Source organism: Streptomyces sp. NBC_00286 (genome assembly GCF_036173125.1).
In the GTDB taxonomy this organism is placed as follows: domain Bacteria; phylum Actinomycetota; class Actinomycetes; order Streptomycetales; family Streptomycetaceae; genus Streptomyces.
Genome location: NZ_CP108054.1, coordinates 76,966 through 97,941 on the forward strand (window position 1 = coordinate 76,966; position 20,976 = coordinate 97,941).

Sequence of the window (20,976 nt, forward strand, 5' to 3'; positions counted from 1 at the left end):
TGCCAGCATCGACAACCTGCGTCTTCAACCGGACCGCAAATCGGTCGGACACGATGAGGACGCTTCACAAAGCTGAGTAATGTCACGGACTGCAGAACAACAAAGTTTTCGGCATGCACTTCGCGGGGGCGAGTGCCCCGGTTACCAGAGCGTGACGATGGTCTTTGCAGCGTGCTCGACCCCGGATCGAGAGCAGAGTTGGCCAAGCAGCGGGACCGTTCGCGCATGGTGTGCGCGACGAGACCATGGTCGCTCACGCGAACGTGACCCAGCAGGGATTCCCGCGGCCGCCATGTTGGCGCGCACGTCGTCGGTAAATCCGGGCGCCGGTTCGGGATCTGGCGCTGAATGGCTGTGGTCGGCTGCCGTGTTGGAGCCCGCGTTTCCGGGTCGCAGGAGGGCGGCGACGGGCTCACCGGTTCCGCCCGGTCCATGGTCGAGGAAGGCCGTCAGCGGGTGATGGCCGTAGGTCTTCTTCCAAGTCGCCGCCGCGTCCTCCTTGCCGGAGTGGGCGATCACGAGGACGCCGTCGAGATCGACTACCACCTGGCCGTCGGCGTCCGGGGCGTTCTCGCCGGCCAACGACCAAACGCGGCCACGGACTTCGGATCGCTTCCGCTGCTCGTCAGCGGAGTGATCGAAACGCTGGTCGAGGCGTTGAAGGATGCTCCGGGCCCGGCGTACTGCCGTACGGCGTTTCCGCCGTTCGATCCGGGCGCTGTTCGCCTCCGCCTTCTTCTGCTCCTTCGGTGTCGCCCGCGGCCCGGGCGCTTCCCGTGGCCTGGAGTGCTTGCGCTGGGAACGAGGCGGCAGAGGGCGAGGGTGCAGGACAGTCCGGGCCGATCCGGGGCCGGGGAGGTGACCCTGCTCGCGGAGGAAGGCGCGGGCTGCCGCGACAAACGCATCCACCGGCGCCATATCGGTCCACGCCAGCGGGAACGAACACCTGCGGCCCCGCCCGTCCAGGACCAACACCACATCTCCGCTCCACGAGTTGAGCCGCTCGAGGAACTCGAAAGCCTCATGGCACCACCTATGAAACACCGCCATGCAAACCCGATGACAACAGACCGTCATGTCGGCTACAGAGAGCTACTTGGCACTTTCGCGCTATGCGAGCACAGGGCCGAGACGACGAAGATGACGAGCGGAGCGAGGCGCTCCCGCATGGCGGCGATTCGGATGGCCACGGGGCAGACGACGCCGTATGGGGTCAGCCCGAGGTAGACCGGGACGCCCCTGGCGTATTCCCGCGCCCTTGTCCGCGACGACGGGGTATCTGCCGGCCTCGCGGTGGACGAACTGCTGGTATCTCGAGGGCGGCCTGCTGTGCGAGGAGGGATGGACGGCAGCCTTGTGCCCGCCCTCCTACCGCGCCTTCTCCGCGTTTAGGTGGGCGGTCTCCGCGACGGCAAACTGCGGCGCCGTTCAGAGGATGCGCCAGGCAGGCAGGGGCTGCGGACGGGAGTGCCGCTGGTGCGGCACCACCCGCCCGGCGAACACCCACCGCAGGGACTCCGTGACCGGCACTCCCTGCGGGCCCCGCCTCCCGCTGGTTGCCGGAGAATTTCGCGAGACCCTCCCTGATGGCCAGGGTGCCGTCCACGGTCTCCAGGCGAGCCCACGGGACCGCCCCGAACCACGGTGCCCGCACCCGGTCGCTGAACCACACCGAGGACACCCCGTCCTCGAGCATCCGTTCCGTGCGGGCGGCTATGTCGTCCGGTGTGATGGGCAATAGCTGGGCTTCCAGGGCTGTCTTCCAGGCTCCGGCCGGGTCGCCCCGGAGTTGCGGGCGGCGGCCGCGCCGCCCTCGGGCGGGTTCTGCGTCCGTGACCGGTGGCGGGTCGTGCGTCGATCCACCCATCGGGCCGAGGAGGGAATGGGTATCGCGGCCGACGCGCACCGGGCCGTCGGGTTTCTAGCGTAGGCGTCATGAGAAGCCCCGACTCCGGCCGGCGCGCCGCGATGCCGGTCCCCGACCCGGACTTTCACCCGGTGCCCGGCGGACACGCGACGGGGTCCGCCACGCCGACCTGGTCGCCGGGATCACTCGTGAGTTCCTGGAACCAAGGAGAACGAACCATGACCACCCAACACCTCGAAACCCTGATCATCGGCGCCGGCCAGGCCGGCTTGGCGGTCGGCTGCCACCTCCAGCAGCTCGGTCGGGAGTTCCTGATCGTCGACGAGCGCGAGCGGATCGGTGACAACTGGCGCTGCCACTACGACAGCCTCAGGCTGTTCACGCCCGCCCGGGCTAATGGCTTGGACGGGATGCCGTTCCCCGGCGACCCGTGGGAGTTTGCGACCAAGGACGAGTTCGCCGAGTACCTCGAGCTGTACGCCGTCACCAACGGCCTGCCGGTGCGGATGCAGAGCCGGGTCGATCGGCTCGCGGCCCTCGAGGGCGGAGGTTTCACCGCGGTCCTCGGAGCCGACAAGGTCACCTGCGACAACGTCGTACTGGCGACTGGCACCTTCGGCCGTACGCCGCAGATCCCGGCCTTCGCCGCCGATATCACCCCCCGGATCCAACAGCTCCACTCCAGCGAGTACCGCCGGCCCTCCCAGCTGCCCGACGGGCCGGCGCTGGTCGTCGGTGCCTCACATAGTGGTTTGGACATCGCCTACGACCTGGCCGCTGACCGTCCCACCACGCTGGTCGGACCCGACCGCGGGAACATCCCTCTCGAATGGGGCTCGCGGCGGTTCCACGCGGCATTCCCGTTCATCGAGTTCGCCTTCAATCACGTGCTCACCCGGCGCACGCCGATGGGACGCAAGGTGATGCAGAAGATTCGCCACCACGGCGCCCCGCAGCTGCGGATCAAGCGCCACCATCTGGGCGTGCGCGATGTGGAATGGATCACCGAGCACGTCGTGGGCGTCGCCGACGGGCTACCGCGCATCGAGGACGGCCGCACCTTCGACGTCGCGAGCATCGTCTGGGCCACCGGGTTCCGGCAGGTCTACGACTGGATCGACCTCCCGCTGCCGATCGAGGACGGGTGGCCGGTGGAGTACCGCGGCGTGGTCGAGTCCGTGCCGGGCCTCTACTTCTGCGGCCTGGCGTTCCAGTACGCGTTCGCCTCGGGCGAGATCAACGGCGTCGGCCGGGACGCGGCATACGTCGCCGACAAGATCGCCGCCCACACTCGGGCGCGGCAAACCGCGGTCGCGGCTTGAGACGCACCCACGATGATCAAGGAGGTCTGCGATGAACGAGATTCGAGAACCCCTCGATGGTGACCAGCGCCGCCGCGTCGGGTCCGGCGTCGACAGCCCGCGCTCGTCGTCGCTGCCGCACCGGTGCTGCTGCTAGGCGCGCTGCTGTGGCATCCACTGCTCCCCGGGAGGCCGCCCGACAGCGCCGGCGCGGCCGAAGCGGCGGCGGCCGACATCACCCGGTGGGGCTCTCCCACCTCGCCGCGGTCGTCGCGTCCGCCGCGATCGCGCTCGCGTTTGTCGCCGTGCGCGGATTCCTTTGCGAGCGAGGTGACGGGTGGCTCAGCGCGGTCGGGCTCGGGTTCGTGGTGATCGGCAGCACCCTGTACGCGACGCTGCCAGGGATGGAGTTCTCCGTCGTTGCGGCACACGCGACCGGCGCTGATCTGGTGGCGACCCAGGACGCCCTGGTGTCGTGGTTCGTGCCGGTCCTCCTGGGAGGCTCGCTGCTGTTCACCGTGGGCACGGTTCTGTTCGCGGTCGCGGTCACCCGGACCGCGACGTTCGGCCTGTTGGCCACCGCCGTGGTCGGCGGCGCGCTGGTCGTGTTCGGGCTCGCCCGGCTGGTGCCGGTCGGTGTGGTGCAGTTCTACGTGCAGTCGGCCGCGGCACTGCTGGCTCTGCTGCCGTTGGCGGTCGCGATCGGGGCTGGGCGACGGGGCGCCCCAACCCGTTGATGGACGTCTCGTGAGCGCCATGGACGGGCACCGCTGTGCGAGGGGCCGGAGGAATCATGTGGATCGGCGGAATCGCCGGTCCGCTCGTCTTCACCGCCAGCTCCGTCGGACAGAACATCCTGGGCTCCGACGACGACTGGCTCCACGAATCCGTCAGTTCCTTGGGCGCCGGCAGTCTCGGCTGGATCCAGAGCATCAACTTCGCGGCTTCGGGTTCTGCTTGCTGCTGCTCGCCTGCGGACGGCACCGCGGTATCGAACCCGCGCGGCTCGGGTGGCTGGGACCGGCCCTGCTGGTGGCCGTCGGCTGTGGGCTCTTCACCGCGGCAGCCTTCCCACTCGCAAGCGACGCGACCGGGGAGATCTACGACCCCGGCCTCCACTGGGTCGATGGGTTGCTCTTCTTCGATGGCTCCACCCTGGCGTTCCTGGTGCTCTCCCGGCGGCTGGCAGCGGATCCGCGGTGGAGATCGCTCTCGGCGTCACGCTGGCCGTCGTCGTCCTCTCCTTCGGGAGCACCATGGCGCTCCACCTGCTGGCGCGTCCGACATACGCGCCGCTCCATGACTACGGGGGTCTGGTTCAGCGGGCAATCATCCTGGTGCTGACCTTCCCGTGTGACCGTGGCCTCGGCATCGCAGGCCGCCCGTGGGGCGAAACCCTGGCCGCCTACGGGGAGCACACTTCAAGGCCTTTGACGCCCGTTGATCATCCAGGCGAGGAAATGCTGCGGATCATGAGCGTCGACCACTAGCCTCGAATCAGGTGGTGCGAGATGAGCATGGTCGACGATCTACGCCGAGCCCGCGAGGAATACGAACGCCAGGAGTGGGTGGCGGCGTACCGCGCTCTCTCCGACCTGGACGAGACCGAGCTTCAGGCCGACGACTTCATGGCGCTGGCGGTCACCGCGCACCTCCTGGGCCACCGCAACGACTGCGTCCAGGCGCTGCAACGGGCGTTCCAGGCCTACCGTGACAGGGACGATACCCTCGGCGCGGTGCGCGCGGCGTACTGGCTGACCGTAGTCCTGTGGCAGGGCGGCGAGGTCGCCGTCGGCAGTGGCTGGCTAGCCCGGGCCGAGCGGCTGCTCGACGACCATGGCGGGGATGTGGTGGAGCGTGGCTATCTGCTCGAGCGGGCCACCATGGGGCACATCATCAAGGGAGAGTTCGCCGAGGCCTTCGTTGCCGTGCCAAAGGTCACCGATTGCGGCCGACGGTTCGACGACCCCGACCTGACAGCTATGGGCCTCCACATGGAGGGTCGGATGCAGATCTTCGCGGGCCAGGTCGCCGACGGGCTGAGCCTCCTCGACGAGGCGATGGTCTCGGTCCTGGCCGGGGAGGTCTCACCCATCTTCTCCGGGGTGATCTACTGCTCGTCGGTCGAAGCCTGCCAGCAGATCTCCGACTTCGGCCGGATGGGCGAGTGGACTCACGCGCTGACCACCTGGTGCGACGGCCAGCCCGGCCTGGTCGCGTTCACCGGTCAGTGTGCGGTCCACCGCGGCCAGCTGATGCGACTGCACGGCGCCTACCGCGACGCCGTCAGGGAACTCGAGCGCGCGGTCGGGCGGTACGCCGCGGCCGGCGGGGACCTGGCGGTCGGTCAGGCCCACTATGAGCGGGGTGAGACCCTCCGGCTTCGCGGCGACCACGAAGCTGCGGAGGCCGCCTTCGCGGAGGCTGCCGAGTTCGGCCACTCGGCCCAGCCCGGCCGAGCACTGCTGTGGCTGGATCGCGGCCGACGGGATGCGGCGTCGGCCGCGATCCACCGTGTGGTGGCCGAGGTGCACGATCCCGTCCACCGGTCGCAGATGCTCCCGGCGGCGGTCGAGGTGCTGGTGGCCACCGGCGAGGTAGACACGGCAGCACCCCTTGCCGAGGAGCTGGGGCAGATCGGGAGCTCGTTCGGGTGCTCGGCGCTGCAGGCATCGGGGCAGTACGCCGCCGCGACCGTCGCCCTGGCCCGGGGCGAGGCGGACCGCGGGTTCGTCTGCGCGCGGCAGGCGGCCGAGACCTGGGCGCAGCTCTCCGCGGTGTACGAGGTGGCCCGCTCCCGGGTGCTCGTCGGGCGCGCGCTCCGGCTGCTGGGTGACGAGGAGTCGGCCGCGGCCGACCTGAGCGCGGCCCGGAGGGCGTTCGCGGAGATGGGTGTGAAGCCGGCGGAGCAGGAGATCGCGGCGCTGTTGGGCGAGGAGAAGGCTCCCGGCGGGCTGAGCCCCCGGGAGGTCGAGGTCCTCCGGCTGGTGGCGGCGGGCAAGAGCAACCCGGAGATCGCCGAGACCCTCGTGCTCTCGGAGAAAACCGTGGCCCGGCACCTGTCCAACATCTTCGCCAAGCTCGATGTCGGTTCCCGAACCGCGGCCGCGGCGTTCGCCTACGAGCATCGCCTGGTCTGAGCCGCCCTTCGTTCTGAGCAGTCCCGGCTAGTAGATTGTCGCGGCTTAATTTCGCTGTGTGGTTGGGTAGAGGTGGCGTAGTTTCACGCGTGCGTCGTCGGTGGTGAACTGCCAGTCGACTTGGCGCTGGTTGCTGTTGGTCTGTTGCTGCCAGGCAGCAAGTTCGGCGTTGAGTACGGCGAGGTCGTCGAGGCGGCGGTCCAGGCACTGGCGGGTGAGCGCGGAGAGCTCGATCTCGGCGATGTTGAGCCAGGACCCGTGTTTGGGGGTGTGGTGGATCTCCAGGCGCTGGGTCAGCGCGAAGGCCTTTGCCGGGTCGAACGCCTCGTAGAGCGAGGCGGTGGTGTGGGTGTTGAGGTTGTCCATCACCAGCACGACCGTGGCGGCGTCGGGGTAGTCCACGGTCAGCAGGTGCTCGACCTGGTGCGCCCAGTCGACCCTGGTCCGGCGGGGCTGCGCGTCCACGCGTCGCCATCCGCGCAGCGGCTCGACCCAGCAGAAGATCGAGCAGGTCCCCGAGCGGACGTACTCGTTGTCCTCGCGGCGGTCACGGCCCGGCCGCGCGGGAAGCGGATCACGGACGTGGCCGAGCAACTGGTACGGCTTCTCGTCCATGCACACCACCGGGCGCGTCGGGTCGAAGGGCCGGTGGTAGACCGCCAGGACATCCTCCATCGCCGCGGCGAAGGCCGCATTCGCAGCGGGCGGGATGGTCCAGCACTTCTTCACGTGAGGGCGCAGTTCCGTTTTTTAAGACCCGCCCGATCGTGGAGTGGTCCAGATCCGGGATGTCCTCGGCCAGCGCGACGTGCTTCTCCAGCAGGCGCAGCGACCAGCGGGCGTGTCCTTTGGGCGGCTTCGAGCAGGCCAGCGCAATCAGCCTTGCCTCGACCTCGCCGGTCACCGGGGAGGGCACCGGCGGCAGTGCGCGTTCCTTCCGGCCGACCGTGGCCCACACATCGCCGCCGGTCTCCGCGTACCGCTTCGAGATCAGGCGGACCGAATCGCACGAGACCCCGACCCGCTCCGCGATCACCGCCCGCGGAGCGACCTCGCCGGCCGAGGTGTCCAACGCGAGCAGCACCCGCGCCCGCCTGATCATCGACGCGCTGCGGACCCCCGTCGTCGTCACACGCTCCAACGCCCGACGGTCTTCGGCACTCAAGACAACCGGATACTTCTTCTGCGAGGACACGGCACCCCTGCCCGGCCGAACGGAAGCATCAAGCGAAGCCTGCCCGACCCCAACTCCACCAACCAGAACGACACTTAGTCGCGACAGTCTACTAGTCCCGTACTTCGCGGGTCGTTGATTCGTATGGTGTGACCGGTCTGGGGGTGTCCCGGGCCGGTGGTGTGGCGTTGGGTGGGGTGTGTCGATGACTTCCCGGTCCCCGCGGCCACGGTCTGTCCGCCAGCGCCTTGATGTGGTGGTGACGTCCGTGGTGGAGAAGCGTCTGGGCGCTCTGCCTGTCGCTGCCGAGTTTCTGCGCTGGCTGGATGTCGCCGGGATCGTCGAGGGGGTGTGTCCGGGAGGTGCGAGCGCGCATCTGACCCATGGACAGGTGATCGAGGCGCTGGTGGCCAACCGGCTGACCTCGCCCGCACCGCTGGTGCGGGTCGGTGACTGGGCCCGCACCTGGGCGGTGGAGGAGGTTTTCGGTATCGAGCCGGACCTGCTCAACGATGATCGTCTGGCCCGGGCCCTGGATGCGATCGCGCCGGAGCTGGAGCGGATCGCGGGCACCGTCGGTGCGCGGGCGATCGCCGAGTTCGGTATCGACGTGTCCCGGCTGCACTGGGACATGACCAGCATTGGCCGGTGAGCAGGATTTCCTGATGGTTGCCGACTCGAAGCTGGTGTCCTACGCGAACGTCACCGCACTGCTGGCAGCCGGGGTGGATTTCATCGCGCCCGTCCCGGCCGCGCAGGTCAAGGACGAGGTCCATGCCGGTTTGGACCTCGCCCAGGCACCGGTGGTGGACTGGGTGCCCGAGCGGGACGCGCGCAAACCGGCCGGTGAGCGGGAGGCATACCGGGTCCTGGAAGACGTCCACACCCTGGCCGGGCCCCACAAGCGGGACCCGGTGCACCGGGTGCGCCGGATCCTCATCCACTCCACCGCTGTCGCGGCGGGCCAGCGCCAGGCCCGCGAGAAGCGTCTGGCCCGTGCCCGGGAAGAGATGGACAAGCTCGCCGGTGCGGCGGGCGGCCGCCATTACAAGACCCCCGAGAAGATCGCGGCCCGGGCCGGGGTCATCGCCGCCAGACGCCGCGTCAGCGCCTGCCTGCGCTGGAGTATCACCACCGACGAGCACGACGCCCCCGCCCTGGCCTGGCACTTCGACCAGGACGTCCTGGACGCCGAGGCCGCCGTCGACGGCTGGTACGCGATGCTGACCAGCATCCCCGCCGACCGGGCCGACCCGGCCCAGGTCCTGATCCACTACAAAGGCCAGGGCACGGTCGAGCGCCGCTACCACGACTTCAAGGGCCCCCTCGCGGTCGCGCCGGTCTTCGTGCAGCACAACCGGCGCGTCGCCGCCCTGATCCAGGTCATCTGCCTGGCCCTGCTCGTCTTCTGCCTGATCGAACGGCAGGTCAGATGCACGCTCGGCCCCGATCAGACCATGACCGGCCTCTACTCGGACAACCGCCGGGTCCGCCCCACCGGCCGCATGATCTTCTACCACCTCGGCGAACTCACCCTGCGCATCGGCAACGTCACCGACCCGCCCACCGTCCAGATCACCCGCGGTGTCCAACTCCACCTCCTCGACCTCCTCGACACCGATATCGCACGAACCCGCTGGCCTCAGACCTAAGACGACCCGCGAAGCTCCGGGGCTAGTTGGCAGGCCGTCGAGGGGGCGTTGACGCTGTCCCAGTAGTCCTCGCCGAAAAGACAACGGAGTAGCCGCTGACCTGGGCCGTTGCCGTGGAAAAGACGTGACGAGCACGCCCGGATGAGACGCCTTTCCTCCTGCTGGTACGTGGGAGGTTCTACAGCCCGGCGCCGGGCTCGTCGGTGGCCACGGTCCGCAGGGACCGGTGTCCCTGGTCGTCGAGCTGGGCGAGTCGTGCTCGTAGTCGACGGTGATGGAGCCGTAGTAGTTGACCAGCGAGCTGCGGGCCGGCGAGATGTGTGCCAGGACCTCGGCGTCCACCTCGCGGCCGACGCCGCGCAGTTCGTTGACGGCCAGGCCCACGCAATCGGTGTGCCAGCAGACCACCGCGTTCGTCGCTACCGTCAGGCACCACGCCTGCTCGTTCTGTTGCTCGGGCTGACGGCGGGTGGCCTTTCCCTCGCGGGCGTAGTGGAGCTGGCGGCGAAGGGCGTGCAGGGACTCGCCCTTGTTCAGCTGCCGGGCGATCTTCCGCCGGCAGCCCTCGTCCGACAGGTACTTCGCCGCGTAGATCGTTCTGCGGATCGCCCCATACTCCTTCAACGCGGCGGCCAGCGCGTTCTGCCGGGAGGATGCAGAAAGCTTGCCGACGATCAGGGAGGCGGTGGCGGGCCCGTACTTCAGCGATCCCGCCAGCCGCAGCAGGTCGTCCCAGTGATCGGCGATCACGTCGAGGTTGGCCTTCTTCGTCAGCAGCCGTCCTGCCTTCGGGAACCGCTCCTCGTAGTCGCTCTTGGCGCCCATCCGGTACAGCGTGATCTTGCCCAGGTCGCGGATACGGGGCGAGAGCTGCTTGCCGACCAGGTCGAACAGGCCGAAGTTGACCAAGGTGACACCATGCGTGTCCGTGGCGTGCTCGGTGATCGGCAGGCCGGTGGCGTTGCCCAAGATCTCGTCCAACACGTACTGCGCCTCGCGGTGGGTGGCCACGATCACCTTCGTGCCGAACGTGGAGTGCTGGTCGGAGACGTGGGTGTAGGTGGAGATGCCCTCGGACACGAAGTACTTGTTCAGGTGCCGGGCGGTGATCGACTTGCCCCGGGTGGGGAACCGCTGCCCGTCGGAGGAGGACAGGGTGCCGGAGCCGAACATCGCGGTCACCGGCAGCTTGTGGTGGTAGTTGACCAGGCAGATGTTCGCCTCGCGGAGCGTCTCCTCGCGGATGTACCACTCCGCGGTCCACGCCAGCACGTCGTACGGGATGCCGCAGGACGCGGCCATGCCGTGCAGATCGAGATTCGTGGAGAGCCCGGTCAAGCAGGCGATCAGGTTCCTCTTGAGCTGAGGGGAACGGGCCTGTTTGCCGCCGGCGTGGACGAAGCACGTTGCGCCCGCCCACCCGTGCCGTGCAGGACAAGGCGACCGGCAACTGGGTCTCCGGGCACAACCCCGGCAGTCTCGGAACCGAGCCGGTGGACCGGGCGCCGCCGGAGGCCACTCCGGAACACCCCGTGGTCGCGGGCTCCGGATTTGCGGGCGGCTTCCTGGACGAGGAGGCGTACCAGTGGGTGCGCGACGTCGACTGGCTGGACGGTACGGAGTTGGCGCTGCCCTACGCGATCGGCACCGATCTGAACGCGGCGTTCCTCGCCGCGGCAGCCCGCCTGGTGGTCGGCCTGTCCGGGCCGGAGCACGTGATGCACCCTCAGTTCGACAAGCGGATCCCAGGCAGCTGGCTGGTGGACCTGTCCCACATCGACCCGACCCGCGTCTGCCCTCGCCGTTCACGCCGTCCGGCCCGAGGGCCCGACCTGGTACCAGACACACACCGTCGCCTACGCCCAGGAGCTCGGCTACAGCATCCAGCCCATCGAGGCATACCTGCGGCGGGAGACCGGCGCCTACCTGGACCCGTGGCACGACCGGCTCAAGACCGCCTATGTCGACACTCTCGCCGACCAGGGCGTCACCAAGGACCTCACGCGTGAGGAGTTCCTCGCCGCGATGGAGCGGCACAAGCAGGTCGACCCCGGCCTGGTCGCCGTGCTCGCCGCGATAGCGGTGGCCGGCGCTGGACCGTCCGACCTGGCGCCTGGACATCCGCGCCGCCGTCATCAGCAAACTCGCCGAAGTCTTCGCCTTCCAGGACACGCTCGCGGCCGACCCACGTGTCGGTGTCGGGCTTGACCTTGCGCCGATGAGCAGCCGCGACCTGTACGAGATCTAGGAGCTCGCGTCAGCACCGAACAGAGCTGAGCCTATGCTCCGTCCGGTGGAGACGTTCTGGATCACCGCGGCGGCCGTCCTGTGGGGTGCCGGCACGGGGCTGCTCATGCCGCGCGCCGTTCAGCAACCGACGACGAACGACCAACACAGAAGACACCACAACCATCACCACAGCTCATTCAAGCCACACACGTTCCTGCAGTGCCGTCCGCGCAGCCCACCCGCCTACCCCCATCTGTGACACCGGCCCCGCCACCACCTTCAGCCAAGCGCGACACCCGTTTGGCCCTCCAGGCTCCGAACCAGCCGAGCCTGGAACTCCTCGTCCTGCGACGCGGGATGTGGGGTCTCTGTCCGCTGGTGATACCAGTAGCCGCCCGTGTCCGGTGTCACGTCGTCGTGGGTGGCGAGCCACACCTGCGTCAGGTGCCCTGCGGCCAGGTCATCCGACGCACCGGGACCGCCCATACGGGTGGGAACCCACCCTGGATCGACGGCATGGCTCGAGGTTCCTTCCCACCGGGACGCGAGGGCGAGGGCGAGGGTGGTGACCCACAGTTTGCTGTCGTCGTAGGAAGCGGTGCCGGCCGCCAGTCGTCCCAGGTCCGTTGAACCCGTGCGGTGCATCGAACTGCTCAGGTAGATGAGCCTGCCCGGCTTGTCCATCAGGGCCGTCAGTACGTAGGGCGCCACGGTGTTGACCGTGACCGCATCCGGAGATTGCAGGACACCCGCGTTGTGGATGATGGCGTCGAAACGCCCGAACCCAGCGGCCTGCCCGGCAACACCTCGGATCTCGTCCAGCTTGGCGAGATCCCCGACCACGACGCCTTTCCACCGTGCGGTGTCATCCACATAGGTGAGACGGGCCGGACTGCGCACGTGGATGACCACGTCATGGCCTTCGTCGGCCAACGCCATCGCCGTGTTACGCCCCAGACCACTGGATGCCCCCGTCACCAGAACCAGTGCCATACGCGTCCTCTCCCGTCCGTGTGATGTTTCCGTACGGTGCAATGGAAACCGACCTGCAGTGCCACCACCCGCCACGGCCCTGCACGACACCACCCACCCGGACCACAGCCTTACGGCCCAGCCACCAGCCGATCGGAACGAACCCCACGACCCCATGAGGCTTCCCTTTCCGGCGATCCATGCGCCGGAACAGCCGGGGACCGAAGACAAGCGGCAGAAGCCGTACCCCGGGTGACGCTCCAGGAAGCGAGCGCGTTCAGGCCTTCTCCGGAGGATGCAAGGGCGAGGTCACCGACCGACCCGATGGTGGAAACGTCTGCCGCAGGTGGCATGCGGTGGAGGTTGCGAGCCTCAGCGGGTGCGGATGGCGTCGCCGCGGGCCGACAATTCCCCGACCAGGCCGTACAGGTCCCACTCGTGAGGACAGCGGCCCGCCTCAGTGCACAGAATGCCACCGTCATACCGACGATGAGATCCCTGCCAGGGCAGAAGCGCCACGCCACAGGGATCAGGAACCGGCAGCCAGCGAGGGCCCCGCGCAGCACCCGACACCAACACTGACCACAGCAACCACCCAGCCCAGCCCCGAAAACCGCGCCGATATCCGGGATTTCCTCGCCCGTCGGCGCGCGAAGATCACCCCGGAGTGGGTCGGTCTGCCGTTCAGTGGGCGGCGGCGGGTGCCGGGGCTGCGGCGGGACGAGGTCGCCGTCCTCGCTGGAGTGAGTACCGAGTGGTACACGCGGCTGGAGAAGGGGCACATCAGCGGTGTGTCGGAGGACGTTCTCGACGCGGTCGCCAAGGCGCTGCAGTTGGACCAGGACGAGCGCACGTACCTCTTCGACCTGGCCCGGCCAGCCCGCTGACGATGGTCAGGGCGTCGAGAACGCGTACGACCGTGCCGTCGGGGCCCGTTCGGTAGAGCGAGCCCGCGCCGTGGGTGCCGTCGTAGGCGCTGGTGCCCGTGGCGGCAATCCCGCGTCCGGCCGGTCGTCCACCGGCGCCGCCAGCACCCCAACGACACGTCGAGTTGGGCCAGTTGGCGCGGAGTCGGCCCGGTCTCGGCACGCAGTTCGCGAAGCCGGCCGGTGAGGATGTCAACGTACACGTACCGGCCGTCGACCCGGCGGCCGTCCTCGGCGAGTTCGTACCGTCCGTCCACGACGACCGTCGCGCGCACAGCCATTGATGTCACTTTCCCTCTCCTGCGTCAGCGCATCGTCGTGCCGTCGGGCTGGTCGAACAGGCCGAGTTCGTCCTGTGTCGGGAGGCCCTCCCAGTCGCCCCGGGTGGCGACGGCGAAGGCCGCGGTGGTGACGGCTCGGTGCAGGCGGGCCGGGATGTCCGTGCCGTCGAGGAGGCCGGACAAGTATCCGGCCACGAAGGCGTCTCCGGCGCCGACCAGATCGACGGCGTCGACCTGTCGTGCCGCGCAGTCGGTTGCCCCGTCGGCGGTGAAGCTGGTCGCGCCGCGTGCGCCACGTTTGATGACCACCTCGTTGACGCCTGCGGCCAGGAGACTCTGCACGGCCTCCGACTCGTCCGCGTCGGGCCGTTCCAGTAGCGGCGGCAACTCGTCCTCGGAGGCGATGAGCAGGTCGGTGTGGGCCCTCATCGGCCTGAGGACGGTGCGGGCGCGGTCGGTGGTCCACAGCCGGGAGCGGTAGTTGACGTCGAGGCATACGGTGATGCCGGCGTCGCGGGCTTTCGTGGCGGCGGTGAGGACGGCCTCGGCCGCCGACGGGCCGAGCGCCGGCGTGATGCCGGTCAGATGCAGGACGCGGGATCCCGAATCCAGTGCGGGCAGTACGTCGGCCGGTGACACGGCCGAACCCGCCGAACCGGCACGGTAGTAACTGACCCTGGTCAGCGTGCCCAGACGGGGTTCGGTCAGGAGCAGCCCCGTGGGCCGGCCCGTGTCGTCGGTGACCGCGTACTCGGTGTCGACGCCTTCGGCCCGGAGCGTACGCAGCACAAGTGCGCCGAGTTCATCCGCACCGACCCGGCCGGCCCAGCGCACCCGGTGCCCGAGCCGGGCGAGGCCGATGGCGACGTTGGACTCGGCTCCCGCCACGGACAGGCCGAGGCTGCCACCGAGCCGCAGCGCACCGTGGGCCCGTAGCGCCGTCATCGTCTCGCCGAAAGTCACCACGTCGGGCGGGGCCTGGCGATCCCCTGTCGTCACGGCGTCTCCCCTGCGGCCACCTGGCGGAACTCGGCCGCGCGGGCGCGGAGTTGGTCCAGGTCTCCGCCGTCGGCCGCGTCTCCGACGAGGGGTGAGCCGACGCCGACGGCGGTGGCGCCGAGGTCCAGGTAATCGCGGGCGGCCTGCGCGTCCACTCCGCCGACGGGCACGAAGGGCACCTCGGGGAAGGGGTCGCGCAGGGCGCGCAGATAGCCGGGGCCGCCGAGGGAGCCGGGGAAGAGTTTGATCGCGGCGGCGCCGCGCGCGAGGGCGAGTTCGATCTCGGTCGGTGTCAGGGCGCCCATCAGCACAGGGACGCCGTACGGGTCCAGCCCATCGACCAGTGCCGGGGTAACGAGGTACGAGGCTCCGGCGTCCACGGCGCGGGCGGCGTCGGCGAGCGAGCGCACGGTTCCGGCGCCGAGGAGTGCTTCGGGGCCCAGTTCGGTGCGGGCCTGTCTGATCACGGTCAGAGCGTCGGCGGTGGTCAGCGAGACCTCGATGGCCGTGATGCCCTCTTCGGCGAGCGTGCGTACGGTGCGCAGTGCCGCAGCCGGGTCCTTGCCGCGCACGATCGCCAGCAGGCGGTGGGCTCGGAGCGATTCCACCAGGTTCATGGGCACAGGTACTCCTCGGGCTCGTGGGGCGCAGGGGTCCGACGGAGACTCACCACTTGGAGAGCGGCCCGTCGGCTCCCCGCCATACGGGGGTTGCGACAGCATTGTCCGGTTCGGCGGCGCCTCGTACCGTCTTCTAGTCGATCTCGACGCCGAGGCCCGGGGTCGGAGCTGGCGATGGCGTAGACGCCCTCGAAACGGAAGGGTTCGGGTTCGGGGTCCATCACGTACTCGAGCAGGCTGGCCTGCTGGTTGTAGTGGATGCCTATGTACGCGACGGCGGCCATCTGCTCGTGCCGTTTTTCTCCGGCCTCGTCGACGACTGCGACCGGGTTCACCTGGGCGGGTACCCCCCGCCGCTGCGCGAGGTACTGGGCTTGTGCGTCGAGGAGTTCTGGTCGCTGGCGGAGAAGGGGACAGTGGACGTTCGGCATCCGGACGGCACGGTCAGCCGTGCCGACCTGTGGTCGTAGGTCGTCGGGCCCGAAGGGGCCGAGGCGGTGGCCCCTATCGGTCCTTCCGCTGGCCGCCGCGAGGCCCGTCCTGCAGCGGTATTGGCATTCCGGTCTGACGCAGGGCAGCGTCAAGGGTTGACCCTCGCGACTAGAACGTTATACCTCTCGTGTCCGACGAGTACTTGACAGAGGCCTGCGGCGGCTGGCGTACTGCTGAGAGGGTATAGAACGTTCTAGTTCTCCGGGTGTCCGAGGAGAGGAGAGCCGCGATGCGAGCCGCGACGTACGCACTGGCGGTCTGTGCGGAGATGGTTTTCCGCGACCTGCCGATCGAAGAGCGCGCCCGGCGTCTCCATGAGGCCGACTTCCAGGTCGAGATCTGGGACTGGACAAAGCATGACCTCGACGCGCTCGCCCGGACTCCCGCCGAGTTCGTCTCCATGACGGGGTACGTGAGGGGCAGCCTCACCGATGAGGAGGGTGCCGCCGAACTGCTGCGTACGGCCGAGGAGTCACTCAAGGCCGCCGAGCACCTGGGCTGCACCCGGCTGAACCTCCACGGAACCGGGCTGGACGGCCAGGGCCTGCCCGTGGTGCCTGTGTCCGGGGAACCCACCGGCGCTATGTGGATGGCCGCGCAGCGCACTCTCACGCGGATCGCCGAGCTCGGCGAGAACGCCGGGGTCACCTTCACCCTGGAGAACCTGAACACCGCGGTCGACCACCCGGGCGTGCCCTTCTCGAAGGCCGCCGATACCCTCACGCTGGTCGCCGCCGTGGACCGGCCGGGGCTGCGTATGAATCTGGACCTGTACCACGCCCAGATCGGCGAGGGGAACCTGATCGAGCTGGTCCGCAGGGCGCACGGCGCGGGACTCATCGGGGAGATCCAGGTGGCGGACGTGCCGGGCCGGTGCGAGCCCGGCACGGGAGAGATCAACTATCCGGCCATCGCCCGGACTCTGGCGGATATCGGCTACGAGAGCACCGTCGCCATGGAGGCATGGGCCTCCGGCGACAGGGACAGGGACAGCGACAGCGAGGCCGCGCTGGAGCGGTTCCGGGCCGCCTTCACCGTCTGACAGGAACGTACGCGGGACATCCCCTGCCCAGCACCCACGCTCAACGGCAATCGCCACCACCCAGGCCACAACGCAGATCACGGAGCACCCGCCATGACCTCCCCCCAGTCCCTCGCGGTCGGCCTCATCGGCGCCGGACGTATGGGCTCCTTCCACGCCGAGACCCTGGCCCGCCGCCTGCCCGGCGTACGGCTCGCCGCCATCGCCGATCCCGCACCGGGCGCCGCCAAGGAACTGGCCACGCGCCTCGACTGCCCCAAGATGTACACGGAGATCGGCGACCTGCTCGCCGACCCCGAGGTCGAGGCGGTCGTGATCGGCACCCCGGCCCGCATCCACGCCGGACTGGTCGAGGCGGCGGCGCGGGCCGGCAAGGCGGTCTTCTGCGAGAAGCCGATGGCCGTCACCCTGGACGAGGCCGACCGCGCCATCACCGCCGCACGTGACGCGGGCGTGGCCCTCCAGGTGGGCTTCAACCGCCGCTTCGACCCGGGCTTCCACGCCGCCCACGAGAAGATCACCGCCGGTGACATCGGCACCCCGCAGCTGCTGCGCTCCCTCACCCGCGACCCCAAGCTGCACGACCCGTCGCGCATACCGCCGTGGACGATCTTCCTGGAGACGCTCATCCACGACTTCGACGTCCTGCGCCACCTCAACCCGGGATCCGAGCCGGTCGAGGTGTTCGCGATGGCCGACGCTCTGGTCCGGCCCGACTTCAAGGACCAGGGGCTACTCGACACCGCCGTGGTGACGATCCGTTTCGACAACGGCGCCATCGCCACCGCGGAGGCCAACTTCCAGGCGGTGTACGGCTATGACGTCCGCGGTGAGGTCAAAGGCTCGAACGGCATGCTCACCGTGGGCGACCTCCGCCGCACCCACCTCACGGCCTACGGCCCGGCCGGCACCTCCGCCGAGTGCGTCCCGTACGACCAGGAACTCTTCCACGCGGCCTACATCGCCGAACTGGCCGAATTCACCGACAGCATCCGCGACAAGCGCACCCCCTCGGTGACCGGCGAGGACGCGCGGGCCGCGCTCGGTATCGCGCTCGCCGCGATCGGATCGATCGCCACGGGCGGCGCCATCCGGGTGGGCGACGTCCGGGAGAGCCCCGCAACCATGGAGCCTGCGTCGTCCCGCTGAGCACACACCTCCTCGAGTGGTGCCGCTGCTCGCCCAGGCGGCTGGTCACCGAGGCCTCCGCGCTCAAGCCAGCAGCGCCAGCTGCATCCTTGGCAGCCTGACGCGAATGAGTAACGTCGCGGCCCGGGGCAGGCATTGCGTTGCGGACGAGACAGGCAGCAGCACCGACGCGATTCACCCCGTCGGCCACGACTGCCTTCCGCGCGATCCCTGTCGGCCCCTGTCGGCGATTGTGCAGCCGAGCCGGTCACACCCGCTCCGCCCGGCGTACGGGGCAGAGGCGGCAAAGGTGGCGAGCGGGGAGCCGGTGGCCGAGGATCCGGGCGCGCAAACACCCGATCCCTCCGGCGCCGGCACAAATCGGCGGCGAGAGACTGCTTCACCGGCCCCGGACCGCACTCCCCCGCCGCAAATCGCGGGGCTAGAACGTTTTACAATCGGGCGCCCAGGAGACGAGCCCAACCACGGAGGACACAGTGCCGGCGAGCTCAGCGGTCCCCGACGGCAAGCGGCCGACGCTCGCGGACGTGGCGGCGCGGACGGGGGTGTCCACTGCGCTGGTCTCCATCGTGATGCGCGAGGCGAAGGGCGCGAGCGCGGCCACCCGCGAGCGCGTTCTTCAGGCCGCGCGGGAGATCGGTTACCGTCCGGACGCCCGCGCGCGGCTGCTGCGCAGCCAGCGTTCCCGGCTGCTCGGGGTGCAATTCGGCCTCCAGCATCCGTTCCACACCGACCTGGTGGAAAGCCTCTACGCGGCGGCCGAACCGGCCGGCTACCAGATCGCGCTGAGCGCCGTGGCCGCCGGGCGCGGCGAGCAACGCGCCGTCGAGACGCTGCTCGACGACCGCTGCGAGGCGCTGATCCTGCTCGGCCCGCAAGCCCCGGCCGCGCAACTGGCGGATCTGGCCAGGCAGTTGCCGGTCGTCTCCGTGGCCCGGCGGCTACGGCCCTCCATCCCGGGCCTCGAGGTCGTACGGACCGCCGACGACAAGGGGGCCCGGCAGGCGGTGGACCACCTGGTCCATCTGGGCCACCGCTACATCGCCCACATCGACGGCGGACGCGCACCGGGCGCGGCCGACCGGCGCCGCGGCTACCGCACCGCCATGAACCGCCACGGCCTGGCCAGGCACATCCGCATTCTCCCCGGCGGGCTCACCGAGGAGGACGGCGCCGATGCCGCCCGCGCCCTGATGGCCGACCGCCCGCGCCCCACGGCCGTGATGGCCTTCAACGACCGCTGCGCGACCGGCGTACTCGACGTCTTCCTCCGCGCCGGCATCGCGGTCCCCGACGACATCTCCGTCGTCGGCTTCGACGACAGCCACCTGGCCCGACTGGCGCACATCGACCTCACCACCGTCGGACAGGACATCCCGCGCATCGCCCAGCTCGCCGTCGGCCGGGCCATCGCACGCCTCGAGGCCGACGAGACCGCAGATGAGACGGCCGCCGTCGGGGAGCAGGTCATCGCGCCCCACCTCGTCGTCCGGAGCACGACCGCTCCGCCCGCTGAGCCCCGCTGAACCCCCGCGCTTGTCTTCAAGCGCGGGGCACCACGGCTATCGCACCTCTGTCACTTCCTCCAGGCCCAGTGCAGGCGGTCGAGCCCGCTCTGGTTGTTCAACTTCAGGTTGAGCTTGGTGCCCGTGCCCTGGAGGGTGGTGAGGGAGTAGGTGTCACCGTTGCGCAGGCCGGGCCAGTAGACCGAGCCCAAGCCCATCTCCCGGATGATGTCGGTCGCGGCCTGGATGTAGGCGACCTCGTTGGAGCCGTTGACCGGGCCGCTGTAGTCCAGGCCGGTGGTCATGGAAGCGCCGAACTCGTCGAGGATGGTACGTGAGGCGCAGTCGCCGATGCGCTCCTTGAAGTCCGCTTTCCACTGGTCGACGCTGGTCCAGTCGGTGTGCCAGAAGCCGTAGTTGTGCAGGGCGATGCGGGTGCCGTTGAGGCGCCGGTCGGCGCACACCGGCTTGACGTCCTCGCTGTACTTGTACCCTCCGATCACCATCCGGTCGCGGGGCACCTTGCGGTGGGTGGTCACCCACTTCGCGGCGATGTCGGTCCACTCCTGGGCGGTGTAGCCGAACGGCTCGTTCATCGGCTCGAAGTACACCTTGGAGTTGCGGGCGTAGGAGGAGGTGATCCGTGCCCACATCCGGTCCCAGGAGGCCTGGTTGTCGATCTTGCCGTCCTTGGCGTTGTCGCCCTCCCAGTAGCCCAGGATGACCTTGAAGCCCTTGGCGGTGGCGGCGTCGATCGCACCACGGTACGACTTCCAGAAGGGGCCGTTCACGGAGCTGGGGTTGACCGGCAGCCGGACCGTGTTGGCGCCGAGCTTGGAGAACCCGCCGATGATCGCCCGGGACTTGGCGTAGGTCGTGGCGTAGCTGTCGGAGGTGGACAGGCCCGAGGGTACGACCGCGTCGTGGGCGAAGTTGTCGCGCGGGTCGGCCCAGTTGACGCCTTGGAACGCGCTGACAGGCGGCGGCGAGGTGTGGCCGGAGGTGGCTGCGGGAGCGGCGGACGCAGGGGAGGCGAGGGCTCCGCAGAATGCCGTGGCGGCGGCCAGCAACGCCCCCAGGCAAGCTGTCCCGCGAGGGTTCTTTCGTGGCACGACATCCCTTTCTGTGCAGTTGTGTCCGCGAAACCTCGACTACAGGTCGGCGGCTCTGTGGCTCCCGCAACGTAGAAGAGACCTCGAACAAAGGTCAACACATCTGCACATCAAATCTCATCAAGAACGCAGGATCACAAGCTGCCCACGGCCCGCTGCCCAGCCACGACGGACCCGCAAGCGACACACTGGATTAGCGGAGAGCCGTTCTCGCTGCCCCCACGACCGTCTCGCCATGTCCGCCCTCCTCACGCTCCGCCTTGGCGCGCGTCGTCCTCAGCATGCCGGAGGGCATCGAAAGGAGGGAGTCTCAGTGTGAGACGCTCCAGTTCGCGGGGACAGCTCCCTGCCGTTCGGCAACGGCCGCATGTGCGCGTGGGGCGGCCAGGGACCGCGTCCGCAGACGTACTGGCCTGATCCGGTCCGGCGACTGTTCGCTGAGACGAGCCGCGCCCGCGTACCTTCGTAGCAGGCTCCAAGGTCTTTACCCACGATCAAACGCGATGGCAGCGTCC

The 20,976-nt window shown here is 69.3% G+C and carries 16 protein-coding genes and 6 pseudogenes; 13 read left to right on the plus strand and 9 right to left on the minus strand.

Translation table 11 applies throughout. The annotated features are described in order from the left end of the window. Window positions 1–342 precede the first annotated feature (342 nt). Window positions 343–918 (minus strand): annotated as a pseudogene (locus OHT21_RS44540) (transposase); the annotation flags it as partial. Beyond that, window positions 898–1,077: pseudogene (locus OHT21_RS44545) on the minus strand (DUF5372 family protein); the annotation flags it as partial. The pseudogenes OHT21_RS44545 and OHT21_RS44540, both read right to left, overlap by 21 nt. A gap of 1,008 nt (window positions 1,078–2,085) precedes the next feature. On the opposite strand from OHT21_RS44545, the gene OHT21_RS00450 reads away from it, so the two are divergent. The 4 genes from OHT21_RS00450 to OHT21_RS00465 all read left to right on the plus strand — a co-directional run bounded on the left by OHT21_RS00450 (window position 2,086) and on the right by OHT21_RS00465 (window position 6,308). Next, window positions 2,086–3,189, plus strand: a complete 1,104-nt coding sequence (locus OHT21_RS00450; protein ID WP_328766075.1) for a flavin-containing monooxygenase — start codon at window positions 2,086–2,088, stop codon at window positions 3,187–3,189. A gap of 221 nt (window positions 3,190–3,410) precedes the next feature. After that, entirely contained in the window at window positions 3,411–3,905 is a 495-nt protein-coding gene (locus OHT21_RS00455; RefSeq protein WP_328766076.1) for a hypothetical protein, read from the plus strand. 462 nt (window positions 3,906–4,367) lie between these two features. Next, on the plus strand, window positions 4,368–4,658 hold the full coding sequence (locus OHT21_RS00460; protein WP_328766078.1) for a hypothetical protein: 291 nt from the start codon (window positions 4,368–4,370) through the stop codon (window positions 4,656–4,658). Between the two features lie 21 nt (window positions 4,659–4,679). Further along, window positions 4,680–6,308, plus strand: a complete 1,629-nt coding sequence (locus OHT21_RS00465; RefSeq protein ID WP_328766080.1) for a response regulator transcription factor — start codon at window positions 4,680–4,682, stop codon at window positions 6,306–6,308. Between the two features lie 45 nt (window positions 6,309–6,353). On the opposite strand, the gene OHT21_RS00470 is transcribed toward OHT21_RS00465, so the two are convergent. Together OHT21_RS00470 and OHT21_RS00475 are read right to left on the minus strand one after the other, a co-directional pair. After that, window positions 6,354–7,037, minus strand: coding sequence for an IS630 family transposase (locus tag OHT21_RS00470; protein WP_328766012.1), 684 nt, complete (start codon window positions 7,035–7,037; stop codon window positions 6,354–6,356). 82 nt (window positions 7,038–7,119) lie between these two features. Continuing rightward, window positions 7,120–7,410, minus strand: a pseudogene (locus OHT21_RS00475) (helix-turn-helix domain-containing protein); the annotation flags it as partial. 343 nt (window positions 7,411–7,753) lie between these two features. Between OHT21_RS00475 and OHT21_RS00480 the strand changes: the two are divergent. Further along, a complete protein-coding gene (locus OHT21_RS00480) occupies window positions 7,754–8,134 on the plus strand; it encodes a DUF4277 domain-containing protein (RefSeq protein WP_328766081.1) in 381 nt (126 codons plus the stop codon). Between the two features lie 13 nt (window positions 8,135–8,147). After that, entirely contained in the window at window positions 8,148–9,134 is a 987-nt protein-coding gene (locus OHT21_RS00485) for an IS1634 family transposase (protein WP_328766082.1), read from the plus strand. Window positions 9,135–9,473: 339 nt separating this feature from the next. On the opposite strand, the pseudogene OHT21_RS44550 reads toward OHT21_RS00485, so the two are convergent. Next, window positions 9,474–10,484 (minus strand): annotated as a pseudogene (locus tag OHT21_RS44550) (transposase); the annotation flags it as partial. Between the two features lie 50 nt (window positions 10,485–10,534). Here OHT21_RS44550 and OHT21_RS00495 point away from each other — a divergent pair. After that, a pseudogene (locus OHT21_RS00495) lies at window positions 10,535–11,277 on the plus strand (telomere-associated protein Tap); the annotation flags it as partial. A 365-nt stretch (window positions 11,278–11,642) separates the two neighbouring features. On the opposite strand, the gene OHT21_RS00500 reads toward OHT21_RS00495, so the two are convergent. Next, window positions 11,643–12,356 carry an SDR family NAD(P)-dependent oxidoreductase gene (locus tag OHT21_RS00500; protein WP_328766086.1) on the minus strand — a complete coding sequence of 238 codons (714 nt, stop codon included), beginning with the start codon at window positions 12,354–12,356 and terminating at the stop codon, window positions 11,643–11,645. Between the two features lie 557 nt (window positions 12,357–12,913). On the opposite strand from OHT21_RS00500, the pseudogene OHT21_RS00505 reads away from it, so the two are divergent. Then, window positions 12,914–13,219, plus strand: a pseudogene (locus OHT21_RS00505) (helix-turn-helix domain-containing protein); the annotation flags it as partial. 101 nt (window positions 13,220–13,320) lie between these two features. Further along, complete coding sequence (locus tag OHT21_RS00510) at window positions 13,321–13,545, plus strand: hypothetical protein (protein ID WP_328766087.1); 225 nt, start codon at window positions 13,321–13,323, stop codon at window positions 13,543–13,545. Between the two features lie 21 nt (window positions 13,546–13,566). Here OHT21_RS00510 and OHT21_RS00515 read toward each other — a convergent pair whose 3' ends face one another. Next, window positions 13,567–14,487 (minus strand): sugar kinase, encoded by a 921-nt coding sequence (locus OHT21_RS00515; protein ID WP_443050606.1) that lies wholly within the window; start codon window positions 14,485–14,487, stop codon window positions 13,567–13,569. Window positions 14,488–14,537: 50 nt separating this feature from the next. Further along, window positions 14,538–15,158: a bifunctional 4-hydroxy-2-oxoglutarate aldolase/2-dehydro-3-deoxy-phosphogluconate aldolase gene (locus OHT21_RS00520; RefSeq protein WP_328766091.1), complete on the minus strand. Its 621-nt coding sequence runs from the start codon at window positions 15,156–15,158 to the stop codon at window positions 14,538–14,540. A 257-nt stretch (window positions 15,159–15,415) separates the two neighbouring features. On the opposite strand from OHT21_RS00520, the gene OHT21_RS00525 reads away from it, so the two are divergent. From OHT21_RS00525 to OHT21_RS00540, 4 genes are all read left to right on the plus strand, one after another. Continuing rightward, the gene (locus OHT21_RS00525) at window positions 15,416–15,631 is read left to right on the plus strand and encodes a beta-galactosidase trimerization domain-containing protein (RefSeq protein WP_443050301.1); all 216 of its coding nucleotides are present in this window, start codon (window positions 15,416–15,418) and stop codon (window positions 15,629–15,631) included. Window positions 15,632–15,882: 251 nt separating this feature from the next. After that, window positions 15,883–16,695, plus strand: coding sequence for a TIM barrel protein (locus tag OHT21_RS00530; RefSeq protein WP_328766093.1), 813 nt, complete (start codon window positions 15,883–15,885; stop codon window positions 16,693–16,695). Between the two features lie 93 nt (window positions 16,696–16,788). Continuing rightward, entirely contained in the window at window positions 16,789–17,844 is a 1,056-nt protein-coding gene (locus tag OHT21_RS00535; protein ID WP_328766094.1) for a Gfo/Idh/MocA family oxidoreductase, read from the plus strand. Window positions 17,845–18,320: 476 nt separating this feature from the next. Beyond that, entirely contained in the window at window positions 18,321–19,370 is a 1,050-nt protein-coding gene (locus tag OHT21_RS00540; RefSeq protein ID WP_328766095.1) for a LacI family DNA-binding transcriptional regulator, read from the plus strand. Between the two features lie 50 nt (window positions 19,371–19,420). Here OHT21_RS00540 and OHT21_RS00545 read toward each other — a convergent pair whose 3' ends face one another. Beyond that, entirely contained in the window at window positions 19,421–20,461 is a 1,041-nt protein-coding gene (locus OHT21_RS00545) for a glycoside hydrolase family 5 protein (protein WP_328766097.1), read from the minus strand. Window positions 20,462–20,976 lie beyond the last annotated feature (515 nt).